The organism is Aeromonas sp. R7-1 (assembly GCF_040908115.1).
GTDB lineage: Bacteria > Pseudomonadota > Gammaproteobacteria > Enterobacterales > Aeromonadaceae > Aeromonas > Aeromonas caviae.
The window spans coordinates 56445-74966 of sequence record NZ_JBFODD010000058.1; the positions used below are offsets into that span (position 1 = coordinate 56445).

At 60.1% G+C, this 18522-nt stretch carries 10 protein-coding genes; 3 read left to right on the forward strand and 7 right to left on the reverse strand.

Annotated elements, in window-relative coordinates; all coding sequences use genetic code 11:
- Nucleotides 1-26: 26 nt before the first annotated feature.
- Together AB5Y51_RS17435 and AB5Y51_RS17440 are read right to left on the reverse strand one after the other, a co-directional pair.
- Nucleotides 27-332: a PTS sugar transporter subunit IIB gene (locus tag AB5Y51_RS17435; RefSeq protein WP_010673339.1), complete on the reverse strand. Its 306-nt coding sequence runs from the start codon at nucleotides 330-332 to the stop codon at nucleotides 27-29.
- 825 nt (nucleotides 333-1157) lie between these two features.
- Nucleotides 1158-3509 (reverse strand): glycoside hydrolase family 9 protein, encoded by a 2352-nt coding sequence (locus AB5Y51_RS17440; RefSeq protein WP_318841325.1) that lies wholly within the window; start codon nucleotides 3507-3509, stop codon nucleotides 1158-1160.
- A 676-nt stretch (nucleotides 3510-4185) separates the two neighbouring features.
- Between AB5Y51_RS17440 and AB5Y51_RS17445 the strand changes: the two genes are divergently transcribed.
- The 3 genes from AB5Y51_RS17445 (at nucleotide 4186) to AB5Y51_RS17455 (ending at nucleotide 10315) form a co-directional block, all read left to right on the forward strand.
- Nucleotides 4186-6906 carry a glycoside hydrolase family 3 N-terminal domain-containing protein gene (locus AB5Y51_RS17445; protein WP_368178815.1) on the forward strand — a complete coding sequence of 907 codons (2721 nt, stop codon included), beginning with the start codon at nucleotides 4186-4188 and terminating at the stop codon, nucleotides 6904-6906.
- Between the two features lie 93 nt (nucleotides 6907-6999).
- Nucleotides 7000-8973, forward strand: a complete 1974-nt coding sequence (locus tag AB5Y51_RS17450; protein ID WP_368178817.1) for a methyl-accepting chemotaxis protein — start codon at nucleotides 7000-7002, stop codon at nucleotides 8971-8973.
- 10 nt (nucleotides 8974-8983) lie between these two features.
- A complete protein-coding gene (locus tag AB5Y51_RS17455) occupies nucleotides 8984-10315 on the forward strand; it encodes an ABC transporter substrate-binding protein (protein ID WP_368178819.1) in 1332 nt (443 codons plus the stop codon).
- Nucleotides 10316-10641: 326 nt separating this feature from the next.
- On the opposite strand, the gene AB5Y51_RS17460 is transcribed toward AB5Y51_RS17455, so the two are convergent.
- The 5 genes from AB5Y51_RS17460 to AB5Y51_RS17480 form a co-directional block, all read right to left on the reverse strand.
- Entirely contained in the window at nucleotides 10642-11664 is a 1023-nt protein-coding gene (locus AB5Y51_RS17460) for a LacI family DNA-binding transcriptional regulator (protein WP_041201452.1), read from the reverse strand.
- Nucleotides 11665-11803: 139 nt separating this feature from the next.
- Nucleotides 11804-12673 (reverse strand): MalM family protein, encoded by an 870-nt coding sequence (locus tag AB5Y51_RS17465; protein ID WP_039041337.1) that lies wholly within the window; start codon nucleotides 12671-12673, stop codon nucleotides 11804-11806.
- Between the two features lie 74 nt (nucleotides 12674-12747).
- Nucleotides 12748-14037: a carbohydrate porin gene (locus AB5Y51_RS17470; RefSeq protein ID WP_041214661.1), complete on the reverse strand. Its 1290-nt coding sequence runs from the start codon at nucleotides 14035-14037 to the stop codon at nucleotides 12748-12750.
- Between the two features lie 61 nt (nucleotides 14038-14098).
- Nucleotides 14099-15436, reverse strand: coding sequence for a putative glycoside hydrolase (locus AB5Y51_RS17475; protein WP_368178821.1), 1338 nt, complete (start codon nucleotides 15434-15436; stop codon nucleotides 14099-14101).
- Between the two features lie 833 nt (nucleotides 15437-16269).
- A partial coding sequence (locus AB5Y51_RS17480) for an efflux RND transporter permease subunit (RefSeq protein WP_368178823.1) occupies nucleotides 16270-18522 on the reverse strand: 2253 nt, incomplete at its 5' end.

Sequence of the window (18522 nt, forward strand, 5' to 3'; positions counted from 1 at the left end):
GTGTGTGTCCTTCCTTGTGAGCACGCTTAACCAATCAGGGAGAGGGCGTAGTCCAGCACCTTGTCGCCGCGCTGCATGCCGTAATCCATCATGTCGATAGGTTGTACCTTGATGCCGTGAGCCGCCGCCTTGGCTTGCAACTCCGGTTGCATGTACTTGATCTGCGGTCCCAGCAAGACCACCTGGTAATGGGGCATCTGGTCATCGAACTCCGATGCGCCAAAAGCCTTGATCTCGGCAGCCAGGCCCCGTTTTTCGGCTTCTACCAGCATTTTTTTCACCAGCAGGCTGGTGGACATCCCGGCAGAGCAGCACAACATGATTTTTTTCATGATCATTCCTCAGTTATTAAGCTGGGCTCACTATAGATCGATGTAACAAAGTGGGAAATCGATTTCACAAATCGGGTTTTGTAATTGTGATCGCGATCACTTGATGGATATTTGATATAAGGTGGTCAAGATAAAATGTCGTTATTTATCAGTAAGTTGTCGTTGTTTTTGTGATGTGGCTTTCGCCATGTTTGTTCGACTTGGCTTGTTGAAATATCGATTTCAAGTTTGTCGTGGTTTTCATGCTGCTCCTGCCCCCTGCATGATGCAGGGGGCGCTTTCGGCATGGTGCCGATCCGGCGCCCATGCCAGCAACCCCGGATAACCGAGCCCATCGCCGTGCTCCCTCACCCCCTGGTGGCAGGGGGTCATGGTGGCGGCTAAGGGGCTCTGTACAGTGTCTTGCTCAGATGGCGGGCTCAGCCTGGGGTTGCCTTGTGGTTCTCGCTGAGGGTCACGAAACCCGATTCAGGAGCCGGGTATCCTGCTTTCCCGCCTGCTTCGCGCGGGGGGCACTGTAGAAGAGGCGGGGAGCGGGTGATGCCCAGATGGCGTCAGCAGATCTGATGGCAAATGAGGGATCAAGTGGATGCGCAAATAAGGTGGCCAAGAGACGGACATGTAAAGGCAGGGTTGCGAAGGTGCGGTCAGATGAAATGATCGATAAGAGAGGGTTCTGCTGCCGTCAGCCTCTGAATGATGACGGAAAAGGGGAATTGAAAACGTAAAGTGGAGGGCGGCGACAGGTGCGGGAGCTGTCCTGGGCAAGGTCGGCAGGGGAGTAAAACAATGCTCCGTCACGGGGACGGAGCATTGGAAGGGTGATCAGCGGGTCAATCCACCTTCATCCAGTACGCTGACCGTCCAGAAGAAGGGGGCATTCCAGTTGACGGTGACCTCGTTCAGCGTCCAGGCACCAATCTCATCTTTCCAGCAGGTCTGGCCGGTACACTTGCCCTTGAGGGTGGAGGCAACGGGATCGCTGAAGTTGATGGAGTTTGGCCCGCCCGAGAGTACACCTGGCGGAACCAGGGGAGACGCGGGGTCGATGGGGTGAGCCCAGAACCTGTGGTGCGGATTCTTCAGCGGACGGCTGCCGTAGCCCGACACATAGGACTGGTCGAGGGGGTTGCGGCCGAGCACATAGTCCATGGCATCGGACATGGCCTGCAGGTATTTGCGCTCTCCCGTGAAGTCATGGGCCAACCCGAGGAAGATGCTGCGGTTCATCAGGTTGGAGTTGGAGCCCCAGGGGTATTCGGTCGCCTGATAGGGGATAAGGTAACCCTCCGTCGCCACGCTCTTCTGGTAGCCGTCAGCTGCGGCGATAATAGCGGCGCGTGCCTTCTCCACTTCCTGTTTGCCCAGTTTGTTAGGCACCATGGCCAGCGTGATGGTCCCTGCGCTGCTGAGATCCTGCCAGTAGAGATCACCGCTTGCGCTGCGATCCCCCTTGGGGGCAGCCAGATAGAGAGGGGACTGCTGGACGGCCTGCTTGTACTCGGCTTTGCCGGTGGTGGCAAACAGCTCGGCGGCAGCCCAGTAGAATTCGTCCTTCAGGTTGGTGTCATCATAGGGACCGGATCCCACAAAGTTGTCATAGGCATAGACGTCCGGATGGCGGTTGGCCGCCTTCCAGGCTCGTTCTGCTGCCTGCAGGCTGCGCTGTGCGAAGGCCGGATCCAGATCTTTCCATACGCGAGCAGACTGGGCGGCGGTGGCCGCCAGGTTCAGAGTCGCAGCCGTGCTGGGGTGGCTCAGGAAACGGGGTTGTGGATCCTTGTGGGGCGGGAGCGGCATCCCGGTCCAGGCTTCGTCGGCGACCTTGTGGAATACCATGCCGGAGGCATCGATCTCGGTCAGTTTCAGGCTGTCGAGCTGCTTGGACTGATCGCCTACCGGCACCCAGGCCTTCTTGCCTTCGGGCACCTGCATGGCGAGGAAGAACTCCATCATCCAGCGGGACTCGTCCAGCAGATCGTTGTAGCCGTTGTGCTGTTCCGGGATCTTGACCTTGCCGTCGGCAAAGGCGCTCTTGTCACCCTCTTTCGCCAGCTGCTCCCGTTCATAAAGGTTCATCAAGGTCCATACCGAGATCCCCCCGTTGACCACGTACTTGCCCTGATCGCCAGCGTCGTACCAGCCGCCGGTCACATCCAGCGTGAAGTCACAGCCAGGCCACTGGTTGCCCTTGGCGTCCTGCTTGTTGAAGCAGGTTACGTTCTCGGGCTTGTGTCCTGCCGGGCGAGCAAGGTCGGGGCGCTGGACATATTTGGCTTCGATGTCGATGCCGCTACGCTGCTGATAGAAGAAGGAGAGGGCATCGAATTTCATGGTGTGATAGATGTCATCGCCGATGCTGAACGGATGACTCTTCTGGCCGGCGACCTCCAGTACCAGGCCGGTGCCCGGGGTGGTGACCTGACTGAAGTCGGCAATCTGTACGTTCTCGCCGGATGCGGCATTCAGGCCAAAGGGCGTGGTCTTGCCTTCCGCGATGGTCTCACCCTGGGCATTGCGCAGGGTCCAGGGGAGCGCGTCCTTGCTGTCGGTGGCGATGGTCGCCCGTTTCAGAGCCTTGCTCAGATAGCCGACCTGGTTGACGCGCACGCTGCCCAGCTCCGATTTCTTGATCAAGGAGGGGCCCGATAGCGTGGCTTCACCGATACAGACAGTGGTCGGTGTCTGGGTGCCCATCTGAAGTTGGAACTGGGTCTTCTCGTCAGTGGCAGAAGGTGTGAACTGGATATCGAACGGTTTGGGCGTGCTGCCGAGGGCGAGGTCCTGCACCATGTAGTTGGTGTAGGGGGCGCCATCATGCTGGATCAGGGCCTTGACGTTGATGTCGCTCTTGGCCATGGCAGTGAAATGGAGTTTGTAGGTTTGCCCCTGCACCAGGCCGAGATTGGACTGACCCAGGATGACATCCCAGGGATTGGAGCCCGACTCGGTGAAGGTGATACAGCCCATCTGGTTCTCGGCGTTCAGGGTCCCCCCGGCCGTCCACCATCCATCGGTTCCCTGGAAGCCCCCATTGGTCAGCAATTCACCCACAGGTCCGGCAGATGCCGAGGAGGTCGCTGAACCAGATGCTCCTGCGCTGGGCAGTGAGCAGCCATGCAAGCCAATGACGCAAGACATGGCAAGCGTCAGGGCACTAAGCCGAGATGTTTTCATTGTTACCCCTTTGATCACAGACGGAAATAATGGCGTCGATTTTCGCACTCACGCAGAAAATGACCGAGTCATCCTGCGGCCCGCATTTCACTGTCAAGATTCACACACAATCCTTGAGTGGAAATCGATTTCACAATTCAGGTAACAGTAAATTTTTTGGCAGATCAAGTTTGCTTTTATGAAATGTGATGGAGACGGCAAATTTTCGTTTATTGATATATTCATGCACTTGAATTGAATTCCATTGAATCCTTTCAACATTCCTCTGACTCCCCAGGCGTTTGGCCATATCGGTGTCGTTCCAGACAGCTCATGCGGCAAATCAATGTGATGGATTGCATTTAAATTATTGTTTTAATTTTATTTTGTTGGTCTTCCTGCCATGAGTCTACCTGTTCTCTCTGTTCCTTCCTGGGTATTCTGCTGATGAGACACGCCCCCGAGTTTGTGAGTTGCATCACTATTTTCTCTTTCAGCGGGATCTTTGTCATGGCATGACAAAGATACTGCTGGAATGACGAAGAGATTTCTGTTTACCATTTAATATTCTTGCAATCGATTTCAAATTTGACTGTTTTTCAAGACGACTCGCCATGAACGATGAGTCCAGGCGATGAACGAGAACATCCGGAGAGTCATAAGGAAAATGCGTAAAACTACAGGTCTCACCAGGTCTATGACCTGCCTATTCGTGGGGTGCGGCATCTGGAGTGCCGGGATGGCGGATGAGTTGTCGACCATGCCCTATTTTTCCACCTGGCCGCAGATCCACAGCGCCATTGCCAGGGACGAGGGGATGGAGCATCAGATCCAGGCTCTGCTCTCCCGGATGACCCTGGAGGAGAAGGTTGGCCAGATGATCCAGCCCGACTTTCGTGAAGTGACACCTGAGGAGGTGACGCGCTACAAGATTGGCTCCGTCCTCAACGGGGGAGGGGGCTGGCCCGGCAACAACAAACACGCGTCGGCCCAGGACTGGGCACACCAGGCCGACACCTATTGGCAGGCGGCGGAAGCGGGCTTTGAGGGCAGGGGGTATCGCATCCCCTTCATGTGGGCGACCGATGCGGTGCACGGCCACAACAACGTCTTCGCGGCGACCCTCTTCCCGCACAATATCGGCCTGGGGGCGGCGCGGGATCCGGATCTCATCTACCGTATCGGCCAGGTGACGGCGCGGGAAGTGGCCGCCACGGGGCTGGATTGGACCTTCGCCCCGACGGTGGCGGTGCCAAGGGATGATCGCTGGGGCCGGACCTATGAGGGCTATTCCGAAGATCCCGCCATCGTCTATCACTATGCCGGCGAGATGGTGCGTGGCCTGCAAGGTTCCGCGACGGATCTGCGCGGCCAGCGCCATGTCATCTCGAACGTGAAACACTTCGTGGGGGACGGCGGTACCCTGAACGGGGTCGACCGGGGTCAGAACTTCTATTCGGAAGAGGACCTGCGCAACCTGCACGCGGTGGGCTACTTCTCGGGGCTGGATGCCGGTGCCCAGGTGGTCATGGCTTCGTTCAACAGCTGGCACAACGAGCTCAACCGCGACGTGCTGCCAGAAGACGGGGTGGAGTACAACGGCAAGCTGCACGGCAGCCGCTATCTGCTGACCGACGTGCTCAAGGGCAAGATGGGCTTTGATGGCCTTGTCGTCTCTGATTGGAACGGTCACAGCGAGATCGCCGGTTGCACCATGGGGAGCTGCCTGCCTGCGGTGCTGGCCGGGGTCGACATCTTCATGGTCACGGCGCGCAAGGACTGGATGGAGTTTCGCCAGAGCCTGCTCGATGGCGTGGCGAGCCGGCAGATCCCGATAAGCCGGATCGACGATGCCGTGACGCGTATCCTGCGGGTCAAGATGCGGGCCGGGCTGTGGGAGAAACCCATGCCGTCGGCCCGTGAGCTGGCGGGCAAGCAGGGTGAACTTGGTGCCGTGACGCACAAGGCGCTGGCCCGGGAGGCGGTACGCAAGTCGCTGGTGCTGCTCAAGAACGAGGGCAGGATCCTGCCCCTGAGCCGGCAGAGCCGGGTGCTGGTGGCTGGGAGCGCCGCCAACGATCTGGGCAAGCAGGTGGGGGGCTGGAGCCTGACCTGGCAAGGCAGCGAGAACGGGCGCGGTGATTTCCCCGGTGCCCAGAGCGTGCTGGATGCGGTGACCGCCACCGTCGGTGCGGATCATGTGCAGGTAAGCACGGGATCCGGTGAGTTTGCGGGAGCCAAGCCCGATGTCGCCATCCTGGTCATGGGGGAGGATCCCTATGCCGAGTGGTTCGGCGACATTCCTGACAACAAGACCCTTGCCTATGGGGATCTCAAGAGCAGCTATCACGAGGACCTGTTGACCCTCAAGCGGCTGAAGGCGGCCGGCATCCCCGTGGTGACCGTGCTTTTCTCCGGACGTCCGCTCTACGTCAATGAGGAGCTCAATCTCTCTTCCGCCTTTGTCGCCGCCTGGCTGCCGGGCACCGAGGGGGAGGGGATCACCGATCTGCTGTTCAGGGATGCAAAGGGCAAGGTGGCCCATGACTTCCAGGGACGCCTCTCCTTCTCGTGGCCCTTCAGCAAGTGCGCCACCACCATCAATCGCACGCCCACCCATATCCCGGGCTGGCAGCGCCCAGCCTTCGAGCAGGATCCCGCGGGTGAGTACGCACCGCTCTTCCCCTATGGCTACGGGCTCAGCTACGGCAAGCCTTCCCCTGTGGCGGCCCGGGTCAGCAACCTCAATACCCTGACCCTGGATAAACGTACCTTCGGCTGCAACGAGAGCGACCCCGCCAAACTGAGCGCCGCTGACAAGGTGCTCGAGCTGTTCGGGCCAAAGGCGGGTGAAGAACACCGTCTGCGCATGGGGGATGCCAGCAACTGGACGGGGACTGAAGTCTCCGGCAACAGCGTGACCGAGATGACCTTCATCAAGGTTCAGCCCATCGACTACCTGCGCCAGCAGGATGCGCGAGCGGTCACCTTCCTCGGGGCGGACAAGCCGGGTGTCGACTCCGGGGCCACGATCCAGTTGCAGACCACCCAGGTCAAGGGGGCGGATCGTCGCACCTACCTGAAGGGCGAGAGCGAGCTGCAGGTGACGCTGCGGGTGCAGCAGGCGCCAGCGGGGGACATGACGCTGGGGCTGCAGTGTGGCTGGCCCTGCGGCAAGTCCATCGAGATTGCTCCGGCCTTGCGCCAGTTGCCCCCGCAGAAGTGGGTGACCCTGAGTCTGCCCCTGCGCTGCCTCGAAGAGGGCATGGACTTCGCGAAGGTCAATACCCCCTTCATCCTGGGCACCAGTGGACAGGCACGCATCGACATGGCGACCGTTCGCTGGGTACCGGCTTCTCTGCTGGGGGCCTCAGGGGAAGTGGTCAGGCTCGATTGCCAGGGCAGGTTGAGTCGATAAGCCGTCAGCCAGATGTACTAGGATGCCTGTCGGGCTCCTGGTGCCTTGATAACCGGCTCCGCCCCGATGCGGAGGGAGAGGTGGGAGAGAAGGATGTCGATCGTACAGCGGATCAGATTGGGCTTTACGCTGCTGCTGGTCCTGTTGCTATTGCTCGGGGCCATCAGTTACCTGAAAACGACCTCCATTCACGGTCGTTTCCAGCAGGTGACCGAAGAGGCGACGCCTCAGGCCCTGACCGCCAGCCGGCTGCGCGCCGCGTTACTGATGGCTGACAGGGACAGCCTGGCGCATCTCGCCATCTGGGAGACGTCGGCGTTCCCCGAGTCCCGTCAGCGTGTTGCCCATGACAAGGTCCGCTATGAGCAGCACATCAAGGCATTCGCGGCCCTGACACTCGATACCGAGAGTGAGCGGCAACTCGCCCGGGTCACCGACCAGGCCCCCCGGCTGTTTACCATCTCTGAGCAGTTGATGAGCCTGCACGAAGAGTCGGTCGAGCTGGAGCGGGTGCTCGCACGGATGCGGAGCGAGCTGCTGCACCTGGACGACAACTACCGTTCGGCGGCAGACCTGCTGGTGCGTTACACGGCGGGTCGGCGCTCTTTGCAGAACAAGGCGGAGCTCATCACCAGCGGTATTGCACGGGATCTCAAGCTGATCCTGCGTGCCGACGGCAACACGGATCTGGTGGCGCTACAGGGGGTGCTGGCCAAAGACATCGACATTGCGAACCAGCGTCTGGAGCGGATTGTTGTCCCCGATGACGTCAAGGCCAGGTTCACCCGCCATGTGGCGCGCATTCCCCAGCTGGTATTTGGCGACAAGGGGCTGATTGCCACCCTGGTGCGCCGTCAGCAAATCAGCCAGCAACTCCATGGCTTGCGTGAACAGCAGGAGGCGCAGAGCCACCAACTGGGGGAGGTCCTGGACAGGCTTATCGCCATCAGCAACCAGAGCATGCAGGAGGACAGGCTGAGTGCCGACGTCGCGGTTGACAGCGCCCGCACCTGGATCGTGATGGTGGCCCTGTGTTGCGTGCTCATCGCCCTCATTGTTGCCTGGAGTACGGCCCGCAGCATCCAGGTGCCGCTGGTGCGGATCAATCGGGTTCTCGGTCTGATGGCACAAGGGGACATGACGCTGCGGGTTCGCTACCCCGCCAGGAACGAGCTTGGTGAGGTCGCGAACTCCATCGACCAGCTGGCCCACCACACCAAGACGCTTCTGATGGAGGTCCAGACCGGCTCTGAGTACCTGGTGAGCGAGACGCGCAAGACCGCGGAGATCGGCGAGCAGGTGATGTCGCAGGTGCAGGCGCAGAAGGCCCAGACCGATCAGGTGGCGGCCGCCATCTTCGAGCTGGAGACCAGTGCGACCGAAGTGGCGCGCTCGAGCGATCATGTTCGTCGGGAGGTGGGGGAGGCCAATGACGAGAGCCGGCGCGGACGTCATCTGATGCAGGCCAATCGGGATGGCATCGAGCAACTGGCGACCGACATCGCCGGGGCCATGGCGATCACCCGCAAGCTCGAAGGCTACAGCAGCAACATTGGCAACATTCTCGAGGTGATCCGTGGCATGGCTGAACAGACCAACCTGCTGGCCCTCAATGCGGCCATCGAAGCGGCCCGTGCCGGGGAGGCCGGGCGGGGCTTTGCGGTGGTGGCCGAGGAGGTGCGGGCGCTGGCTACCCGTTCACAAGGGGCGACCCAGGAGATCCAGGTGATGATCGACAACCTGCAGGGATGCGCCCGCGATGTGGCGAGCGTGATGGCCCAGAGCCATGAGCAGACCCAGCAGAGTGTGCAGCAGACCCGGGATGTCGAAAGTGCCCTGGGGGGGATCGCCTCGCGCATGGAGGCCATCAAGGAGATTGCGGATCACATGGCTTATGCCGCAGCGGAGCAGATTTCGGTGAGTCAGGGAGTGGCCCAGCACGTGGCGGCCATCGCAGACGTGGCTCACGAGACCGAGCAGGCGTCCCGGGTATCGGCGAGCAGTGGTGAGGTGTTGTCGGGGCTGGCCAGCCAGCAGCAGAGTCTGGTGGCCCGTTTCAAGGTGTAGGAGAGAGGCGATGTGGAAATCTGTGAGTGCCCTGCTGGTCTGGGGGCTGAGTACGGCGGCGGTATCCCAGGAGCTGGTGCTGGAAACCTGGCGCGTGGATGACGAGGCGCTCTGGAAGGAGCAGTTTCTGCCCCGTTTTCAGGCTATCCATCCCGAGATCACTCTTAAGCTGCATTCGCAGCGCTCGGCGGATTACGATCGGGAGCTTGCCGAGCGGCTGGCGGCGGGGAAGGCAGGGGATCTCATCACTTGCCGTCCTTATGATCAGTCCCTGCGGCTGTTCCAGCAGGGGCATCTGCTGGATCTGACGGACCTGCCCGGGATGGAGAACTTCCCGAGCTTTGCCAAGGCCGCCTGGCAGACCGACTCCGGGGCCCAGACCTTCTGCCTGCCCATTGCCTCCGTGATCCAGGGTTTCTACTTCAATGTCGATATCTTCAACGCCCTTGGGCTGACACCGCCGCGAACCCGTGCCGACTTCTTCGCCGTGCTGGAGAAGGTGAAGCAGGATGGCCGCTATCTGCCGCTAGCGCTGGCGGCTCACGACAGCTGGGTGGTCTCCGAGCTTGGTTATCAGAATATCGGTCCCAATTACTGGCATGGGGAAGATGGCCGCCTGGCGCTGATCAACGGTCAGGCGCGAGTGACCGATGCCCCTTATGTGGCGGCGTTTCGTGAGCTGGCGAGCTGGCGGCCCTACATAGGGGATCATCCAGCCGATGCCACCGAAGCACAGGCGGTGGATGACTTTGCCGCGGGCAAGGCCGCCATGATAGTGGCGGGCTCCTGGTCGCTTGCCCAGTTCACCGGCAAGGTCAATTTTGGTGCCTTCCCGCCCCCTGTCGCGCGGGAGGGGGACACCTGCTATTTCACCGATCACACCGACATGGGGATCGGCATCAATGCCGCCAGCCCGAACAAGGAGGCCGCCCTGAAACTGGTGGAGTGGATGGCTAGCGCCGACTTTGCCGAGCGTTTCTCCAATTCGGTGCCCGGCTTTTTCTCCCTCTCCAATCACTTCTTCGAGCTCAAGGATTCGGTGGCGAGCACCATGATGGGCTGGCGGGATACCTGCGATTCCACCTTGCGTCTGGGGGCGCAGTTCCTCACCCGGGGTGAGCCATCGCTTACCACAGAGCTTGCGGAGGTGTCGCAATCCGTGGTGCTCGGCACCATGACGCCGGAAGCGGCCGCCGCGCGCATCCAGCAGGGGTTGGCAAGCTGGTATCCCCCCCAGAAGGCGGCCACGAGAAGAGCCAGTCTGTGTGAAGCGGACGAGCCTCTCCCCACGCTGGCAACCAGCGCGCCCACCGGGACGGAATCCCCCTTCGCAGCGCCTTGACAGTGGCCACGCTCCCGCAGGGATCTGCACACTCCCCAAGGCGCCTTCAGGCGCCTTGTTTCATTCAGGTCGACCGGGTTCATCGGGTTGTGATTGCCAGGCTTTGGCTGGTGTCATGGGGCCAGGCCGGATTGAGGGGCCGGCAGAAGAGGGACGCCAGGTTGTGTGTGGTGTTTGTGCTATGTCAGAGAGTCAAGGTGGAGGACACAGCTGGGGCAAGTCATTCGCTGGGCTGGCGGCTGACAAAAGAAAACGGCCCGAAGGCCGCTTTGCGCTGATGCTGTGCTGGGATCTGATGCTGCGCAGGGAACAGCTCCGGTCTGTGTTCACCCCTTGTAGGGCAGTGTGGTATCACGCACCACAATGCTCAATTCGGGCAGTTCGTCCGAGTTCAGCTCCGTGTTCTCAATCAAACCCAACAGAGTCTTGACCATCTTGACCCCCATCTCGTAGATGGGCTGGCGTACCGTGGTCAATGGCGGGTTGGAATAAGTAGAGAAGGGCAGGTCGTCAAAACCGATTAGCGAGACATCCTCAGGCACGCGCAAGCCGCACTGCTTGAGCCCCAGAATGGCACCGTAACAGGTCTGATCGTTGGCGCAGAAGATGGCGGAGAATTTCCGGCCGCTCTCCACCAGCTTCTTGACGGCATTGAGCCCGCCGACCTCGGCGAAATCCCCCTGGATGACCAGGGAGGGGTCATATTCGATACCTGCGCTCACCAGGGCCTGGCGATAGCCATGATGACGCTCGATGGCATCGTTATGATCCGGTAAACCGACGATATGGGCGATGTCACGATGACCCAGATCCAATAAATAGCGAGTCGCCATGTAGCCACCCAGCCGGTTATTGATGCTAAAGGAGTGTACCCGCTCGGTCATGATATTGTGACCTGTGGCCACAATCGGTATTTGCTGGGAAAACTCGAGCAGTGTTTGCTGATTGACGTGGCCGGTCAAAATAATAAGGCCATCAACCCGCCGGGCCACCAGCAGGCGCAACCGCTCAACTTCTTCTTCCGCATTCCAGTGACCGCTGACAATCAGCGGCACATACTCCATGCCCTGAAGAGTGTGTTCAACACCCCGCAACATTTCGTTGGAAAATGGACTCTCCACATGTTGGGTCAAAACACCCAGGGTCATGGACTGACCCGTTTTCAAATATTGCGCCATCAGGTTGGGACGAAAATTCAATTCCTGAATGGCATCTTCCACCGCCTGACGTTTATCTGCGGCCACTTTGGCCGAGCCGTTCAATATCCGGGATACAGTGCTTGCCGAGACACCGGCTCGGCGGGCGATATCATAGACAGTGGCTTTTTTCTCCTGAGCTGACTTCGACATCCCCCCTCCGTACTCGACTGTGAAAACCCCTGGTCATGGCCAGTGTTATATGAATATCTTCTTAATAAATCAGCAAGTTAGGATACCCGTTTCCCCTGGTGGTGACAAGCGATGATGCGCCTTGCCAGGGGAGGGAATGCTACTGCTGGGCGGCAAAAAAGACCTCTTTTGCCTTGGTAAAACCGGCTTGCTCGGCGGCTTTGACCCAGGCGAGCGCCTGCTCATAGTTTTTGCTCTGAACGGCAGTGCGAATATGCTGATAATAATCCAGTTCACCCAACGATTTATCTGGTGAGACCATCACGGGCGATATGGTTTTTGCGATCTGCGTCGCATTTGCAGCGGGCTCTGCGTCCAGCGTCAAATATAGGCGTCCGGTAGCAGAGTGAGGCACTTCCACATTGATGAGGCGGGCGACATCCGTGGTGCGATCATATTGCATGGCGCGCTGGAGATCGTCCGGGTTGAGCCGGGTACTGCCCTGCATGTCCTTCGCCGTGGAATAGATCACCATATAGGCGGCCCGAGCGCTGCCGATGGGGGCCGGAATGGTGAATTCCCCCTGAATGTTCTGCCCTGAAATTAACGAACGACCGTCATAACTGAATGTGGAACCGGGAATGGTTTGAACGGCGTTGTATTGCTCGTCCAGCAACAGGATGCTGGGCAGGAAGACGGTATAGTCGACCGGAATGGTTATTTTGACGCGAGTTGCCTGGCTGACTTCGGGCAGCGAGAAGGCCATTACATAGCTTTTGCCTGAATCAAATGCATAGACCTGGCTGTCGGTGCTCACATCGACCCAGCGGCTCTCCTGCCCGAGGGACTGGAAGCGAAGTTCCTTGAACGACTCGACCGCCACCTTGTTCGACAATTGTTCCCGACCTTGCTCAACCTGTTGCTGCAGGGCGGAGACTGCCGATCCTGGCGAATGCTCCGGGCCCATGCCGGCGCATCCGGCCATCAGCAGACTGACCAGGAAAGGCAGACACTGCTTCGTTCCCTTCATCGTGTTTCCTCGTATGCAATGCGGGTCCCCCAAGGGACCCGAGATTATAGTGCAGATAAGTATCGCGACCTAACCTACCACCACATGTCCGCCTGCACACCGACCAGGAAATCTTCCCGGTCCTCCTGCCAGGGGGTCTCGTTGTTGTGATCGACATAGGTCGTCAGAATGCGGATCTCCGGTGAGGGCCCCATGCCGGTATTGACGGTGAAGGTCGGCACTATGCTGACCTTGTGAGAGGTGCCACCCCGTTCGACGTTGTCGATGATCAGGTTGTTTTTCACATATCCGACCTCCGTCTGGATGGAGAAGAACTCATTGATCGGGAATACCGGGCGCAGAGATGCGGCATACCAGGAGTCATGGCCACCCAGCTCGTAGTCGTTGTACTGGTAGGAGAGGGTCGGCAGCAGATGAATATTGGCGCCATACCAGCCACCCCAGAGGAAGAGGCGGTAGGATTGATCGCCTTCCATCACCTTGGACTGGTAGGGTTTATAGCCATCCGCCTTGTCCTGCAGTGTCTTCTGATACAGGGAGCCCTTGCGATACATGGCGGTATTGGTCAGGTTGGCACCCAGCAAGTCCCCTGAACCCAGCCCACGTCCTGCCTGGGCGATGAACTTGGAGAAGCCGCCCGGCATGAAGAAGAAGTCGTCGCGGGAATAGATGACGGTTCCTTCTGCCCCCTTGGTCGCATATTGCTTGTTATCGCCGGTGAACTCGTTGCTGGGCATCTGCTTGAGTGCGATCTCCATGTCCCAGGCACCATAGAGGGCGCTGGTGTGGAGGGTGTGCATGGTGGCTTCAGTGCCATTGGCGCGGTCGGAGTGGCTGGTGTCGTTGCTGTTGATATAGGCAAAGTCCCACTTGCCACCCGCCATCTCCATGGCTTTGATGCCGACGCCGGTTCCCGAGTAGTCCGTGTAGAAATAGTCGGTGGTCCAGATGTAGTTCTCGCGGTCGTAATAGCGCAGGCCGCCCCACATGGTCCCGGTCGGGGTGATGCCACCCAGCTCCACATAGGTTTCTGACACACCGCTTTCGCGAGGCGCGGCACGGGTTTGCAGGCCGTCGGCATCGGACTCCACCTTGAAGTGGATGTTGACCGACTTGTTGCTGCCCAGATCCCACAACTTGTTCAGGCCCGCTTCCCAGCTGTTGTCCAGCTCGGAGCCCAGGCGCCCCATGGTCTTGTCCATCTCATATTCGTACCCCGCCTTGGCGAAGTTGTCCTTGGCGTCAAACATCGAGCCGGCACGAATGTAACCGTGGAAGCCAAAACTCTCGGCGGCATTCGATACTGCGGGCATTGCCAGCCCGCAACATGCCCCGACAAACAAGGCGAGTGACTTCAATTTCATCTTATTGCTCCAATCCGTAGAAAATTATTTTCAATCGATTTCTCGAAGATTCAATGCCTTGTCACTTGATCTGCTGGCAGGGCTGATTGCTGTCAAAGTCTGCCGGGATGGCTGTTTTCAGGGCCACGTTGGTGAAGGCGAAGCGCAGACCGGCCATGGAGTCCCAGGCCCCGCTCAGGTAGAGCGCCTTTTGCACCGAGCCTGTGTTGGCCGCCGGAATGAGAGAGGCGACCGGCAGGATGCAGCGGTACCAGGTGTCGTCATCGGGCACGATGTTGCTGTCCATGGTGAAGAAGGTGCCAAAGTCCGGGCCTGCGGTACCGTCCATGCGGATCTGGATGTTGGGGGAGTCACCGTAGCTGGAGACTTTCAGGTCGAGCAGCATGGCGCCGTCCTGATAGGCGGAGAGATCCCCATTGGCGCTGTCGGTCCCGAGGAAGGCGGCGCCATTGCCTGGCAGGTCCATGGTGATGACCTGGTTTTCATCGGTCAGGGTGCCGCCGAAGCTGGCTGCCGGGTAATCGGCGCTGCGGTCCAAGGCCTGGCTCTTGTCACCGGAGTAGTAGAGCGCGGCATCGGTGGCCACCAGCGCGGGGGCATTGTTGACGCCGGAGCCTGTGTCCGGATTGGTACCAGGATCGATGCCAGGATCGGTACCGGGATCGGTTCCCGGGTCGGTGCCAGGGTCTGTGCCCGGGTCGGTAGCGCCGCCAGGCGCTTCACAGGTGACCGGGTCGACAACGGGCTTGGCCGAGGTGGTGAGCAGGTACTTGATGTTGGTGATTTCGTAGTTGAAGGCTTCTTTGGTGGCCAGGTGGAACGGTGTGCCCACAGTGGCGAGGTTGATGGCCGTGGCACCGGGGAAGGGCTTCATGCAGTTGATGGGCAGCGTGAGCGTTTCCCAGTCACCGGAACCGGTCAGGGCGCTGGCAATGGGCAGGCTGCTGCGGTTGGGATACTCGTTGTCGATGGAGGCATTGAGCACTTCCGGCACCTTGCTCTTGGTCCGCAGCTGGAACTCGATGAAACCGGAGGCGTATTTGCTCAGGTTCAGAGGGGTGGCGGATTTGAGCATGAAGGTGCCATCTCCGTCACCGGCTACCTGCACATCGGCGGTGTCATCGGTACCGGCATTGTTGATGAGCACGGCGCTGATGCTGGTCATGGCGACGGGAGAAGCGGTGACCGGTTGCAAGCTCCAGTTGTCCTTCTCTGACTGGATGCTGGGGGTTGTACCCCCATTGGCACCGACCCCGAACAGGATCAGGGTGCTGTCGCCAGGGGGCGTGGTGCCACCGTTGTCGCCACCGTTATTACCACCGTTGTTGCCACTATTCGAGTCGATATTATCGGCCCCACCACACCCGCCAAGCAGGGCAGCGGCGATCAACGACGCCAAAAGTCCTTTTTTTGATGCATTCATACTGACCACTCCAATCAATGGGAAAAATATCCACCGCGATGAACCGTCAAGACTCAAACAGATGCTATGCAATCGATGCCAAGACAAATCATGCTGGCTTCATTTTCTTGAAATCGATTTCCAATGCAATGCTTATCCCCTGTGATGATCAAAGTTTGTGTTTCAAATCACAGAAAACGTGTCCTGACGACCAGCTGATGGGATGTGCAAGAAAGAGTTATCTTTAAATGAAAAGAGTTTATGGTGTTGTTTTTAATGGTTTATTTTATTTTTTTCTTGAGACTGACGATCAGAGGGAAAGTATCGGAGTAGATCTGCAATGTATCGGAGGTGATTGCGATGTGTCGATTTCTGAGCAACACTTAAATTGACTTCGATTTCATGGTGTATTGCTTGAGAACCAGGCTGTCATCAACCTTGCGGGGCCTCTCCAGCGGTTCAGGCTCCAGGAGTGTCCAGCCTTGACTGGTGATGGCAGACAGCATGCAGTCGATGAGGCCAAGGAAGTCGGTCGTCAGAGCGATGCTGAGGCCGGGTTCCTGCTGGGTCGGCACCGACCCGGGATGGTGCAAGCCCCCTGTGCCAGATAGCAGATCGCCATCTTGGAGAAGACCAAGGATGCACCGGCGACGGAGGGCTGGTCACAAATCCTGGAGAGGCAACCCGCGATAGGGTCGCCCCGCAGCACCGGCCATGAACCACAGGCCCGGCACCATGGCGCGCTCATCCTCTTCGAAGGAACGCAAAATGGTGCCAGGCATGCATTGCATGATCATCGCCTCCCCAGGGCCAGCAAACCCGCACAGCGGTCAGCATGATCGGTGCTGTGCTCGCTGTGCTCGCTGTGCTCGCTGTGCTCGCTGTGCTCGCTGTGCCCGCCAGGCCTGAATGCGCGTCTGGGTGCCGATGACGAAGACAAAAAAGACCGGCACGAAGAAGATGGCCAGCAGGGTGCCGCTGATCATGCCGCCGAACACGCCGGTGCCGATGGCATGCTGGGTCTCCGCGCTGGCGCCGCTGGCAAGCATCAGCGGCACCACGCCAAGGGTGAAGGCGAGCGATGTCATCAGGATGGGGCGCAGACGCAGGCGTGCGGCGGTCACCGCAGCGTCAAGCAGCGAGCGCCCTTCGCCGTGCAACTGGCGGGCAAACTCCACGATGAGGATGGCGTTCTTGGCCGACAGACCGATGATGGTGATCATGCCCACCTTGAAGAAGACGTCGTTGGGCATGCCGCGCAGCATCACCGCCGCCACGGCGCCGAGCAGGCCCAGGGGGACCACCAGCATCACGGAGAGCGGAATGGACCAGCTCTCGTAGAGCGCGGCCAGCACCAGGAAGACCACCAGCGCCGACAGCAGCATCAGCAGGGGGGCTTGCGCCGCCGACTGGCGCTCTTGCAACGACTGTCCCGTCCAGGCCAGGGCGAAGCCTGGCGGCAATTGCGCCACCAGGCGATCCATTTCCGCCATCGCGGCGCCACTGGAAACCCCGGGGGCGGCACTCCCGGAGAGACGCACGGCGGGGAAGCCCTCGAAGCGCATCATCTGTTGCGGCGACTGGCGCCAGGTCGGCGTCACCACCTCCCGCAGGGGCACCATGCCGCCGCTGGCATTGCGCACCCGCAGGCCGAGTACGTCATCGAGCTGCATGCGCGCCGACGCGTCGGCCTGCAGGATGACCTGCTGCATGTGCCCGCCGTTGGGGAAATCGTTGATATAGAGCGATCCCATCGCCGCCGACAGGGTGCTGCTCACGCTGGTGAACGAGAGTCCCATGGCCTCGGCCTTCTGCCGGTTGATCTCGAGGTGAATGCTCTCGCCGGGGGGCAGGCTGTCGGGATAGACATCGCTCACCACTTCGCTTTGGGCCGCCAGTGCCAGCAGTTGCGCCTGGGCGGCCAGCAGCGCGGCCTCCCCCCGGTTGGCCCTGTCTTGCAGGAAGAGCGTGAAACCCGAAGAGGTGCCCAGTTCGTCGATGGCGGGCGGCAGCAGGCTCATCACGGTGCCTTCCTTGCTGTTGGCCATGGCGGCCTGTGCCAGCTCAGCCTCTTCGGCAGCCGTGGCACCATGACGCTGGTCCCAGTCTTTGAGCATGGTGAAGGCCATGGCCGCATTGGGGCCGGCGCCGGAGAAGCTGAAGCCCTGCACCACCAGATTGGTGTCGAGCGCCTCGCGAGAGGCCACATGGGCCTCGAACTCCTTGATGACGGCCAGGGTGCGCTCGCTGGTGGCGCCGGTCGGCAACTGGATGGAGGTCATGAAATAGCCCTGATCCTCGTCCGGCAGGAAAGAGGAGGGCAACTGGGTGGCGGCGATGGCCAGCACGGCGCAGAGGGCGGCGAAGGTAGCCATCATGCGTCCGCTGCGCCCGACCAGCCGGGTGACCCGAACGCTGTAGCCTGTGGTGAGTCGCTCGACCCCCCGGTTGAAGGCACCGAAGAAGCCGCGCTTCTCATGATGACTCGGGCTGACCGGACGCAGCAATGTGGCGCAGAGCGCCGGCGTCAGGGTCAGGGCGAGGAAGGCGGAAATCAGGATCGAGACCGCCATCGACAGGGTGAACTGCTGGTAGATGACCCCCACGGAGCCGCTGCCGAACGCCATGGGGATGAACACCGCCGTGAGCACCAGAGTGATGCCGATCACCGCCCCGGTGATCTCCTTCATGGCCCGCGATGTCGCCTCCCTGGGCGATAGCCCCTGGGTGGCCATCAGGCGCTCGACGTTCTCCACCACCACGATGGCGTCGTCGACGATGATGCCGATGGCCAGCACCATGCCGAACATGGTCAGGGAGTTGATGGAAAAGCCGGCCAGCAGCATCACCGCGAAGGTGCCAAGCAGGGCGATGGGGGCGACGATGGCCGGGATCAGGGTGTAGCGCAGGTTCTGCAGGAAGAGGAACATCACCAGGAACACCAGCACCATGGCTTCCAGCAGGGTGTGGATCACCTTGTCGATGGAGACCTTGACGAAGGGGGCCGAGTCGAACGGGATCGAATAGGCCATGCCCGCCGGCAGTGTGGGGGCGAGCTGAGCGAGACGGGTGCGCACCGCATC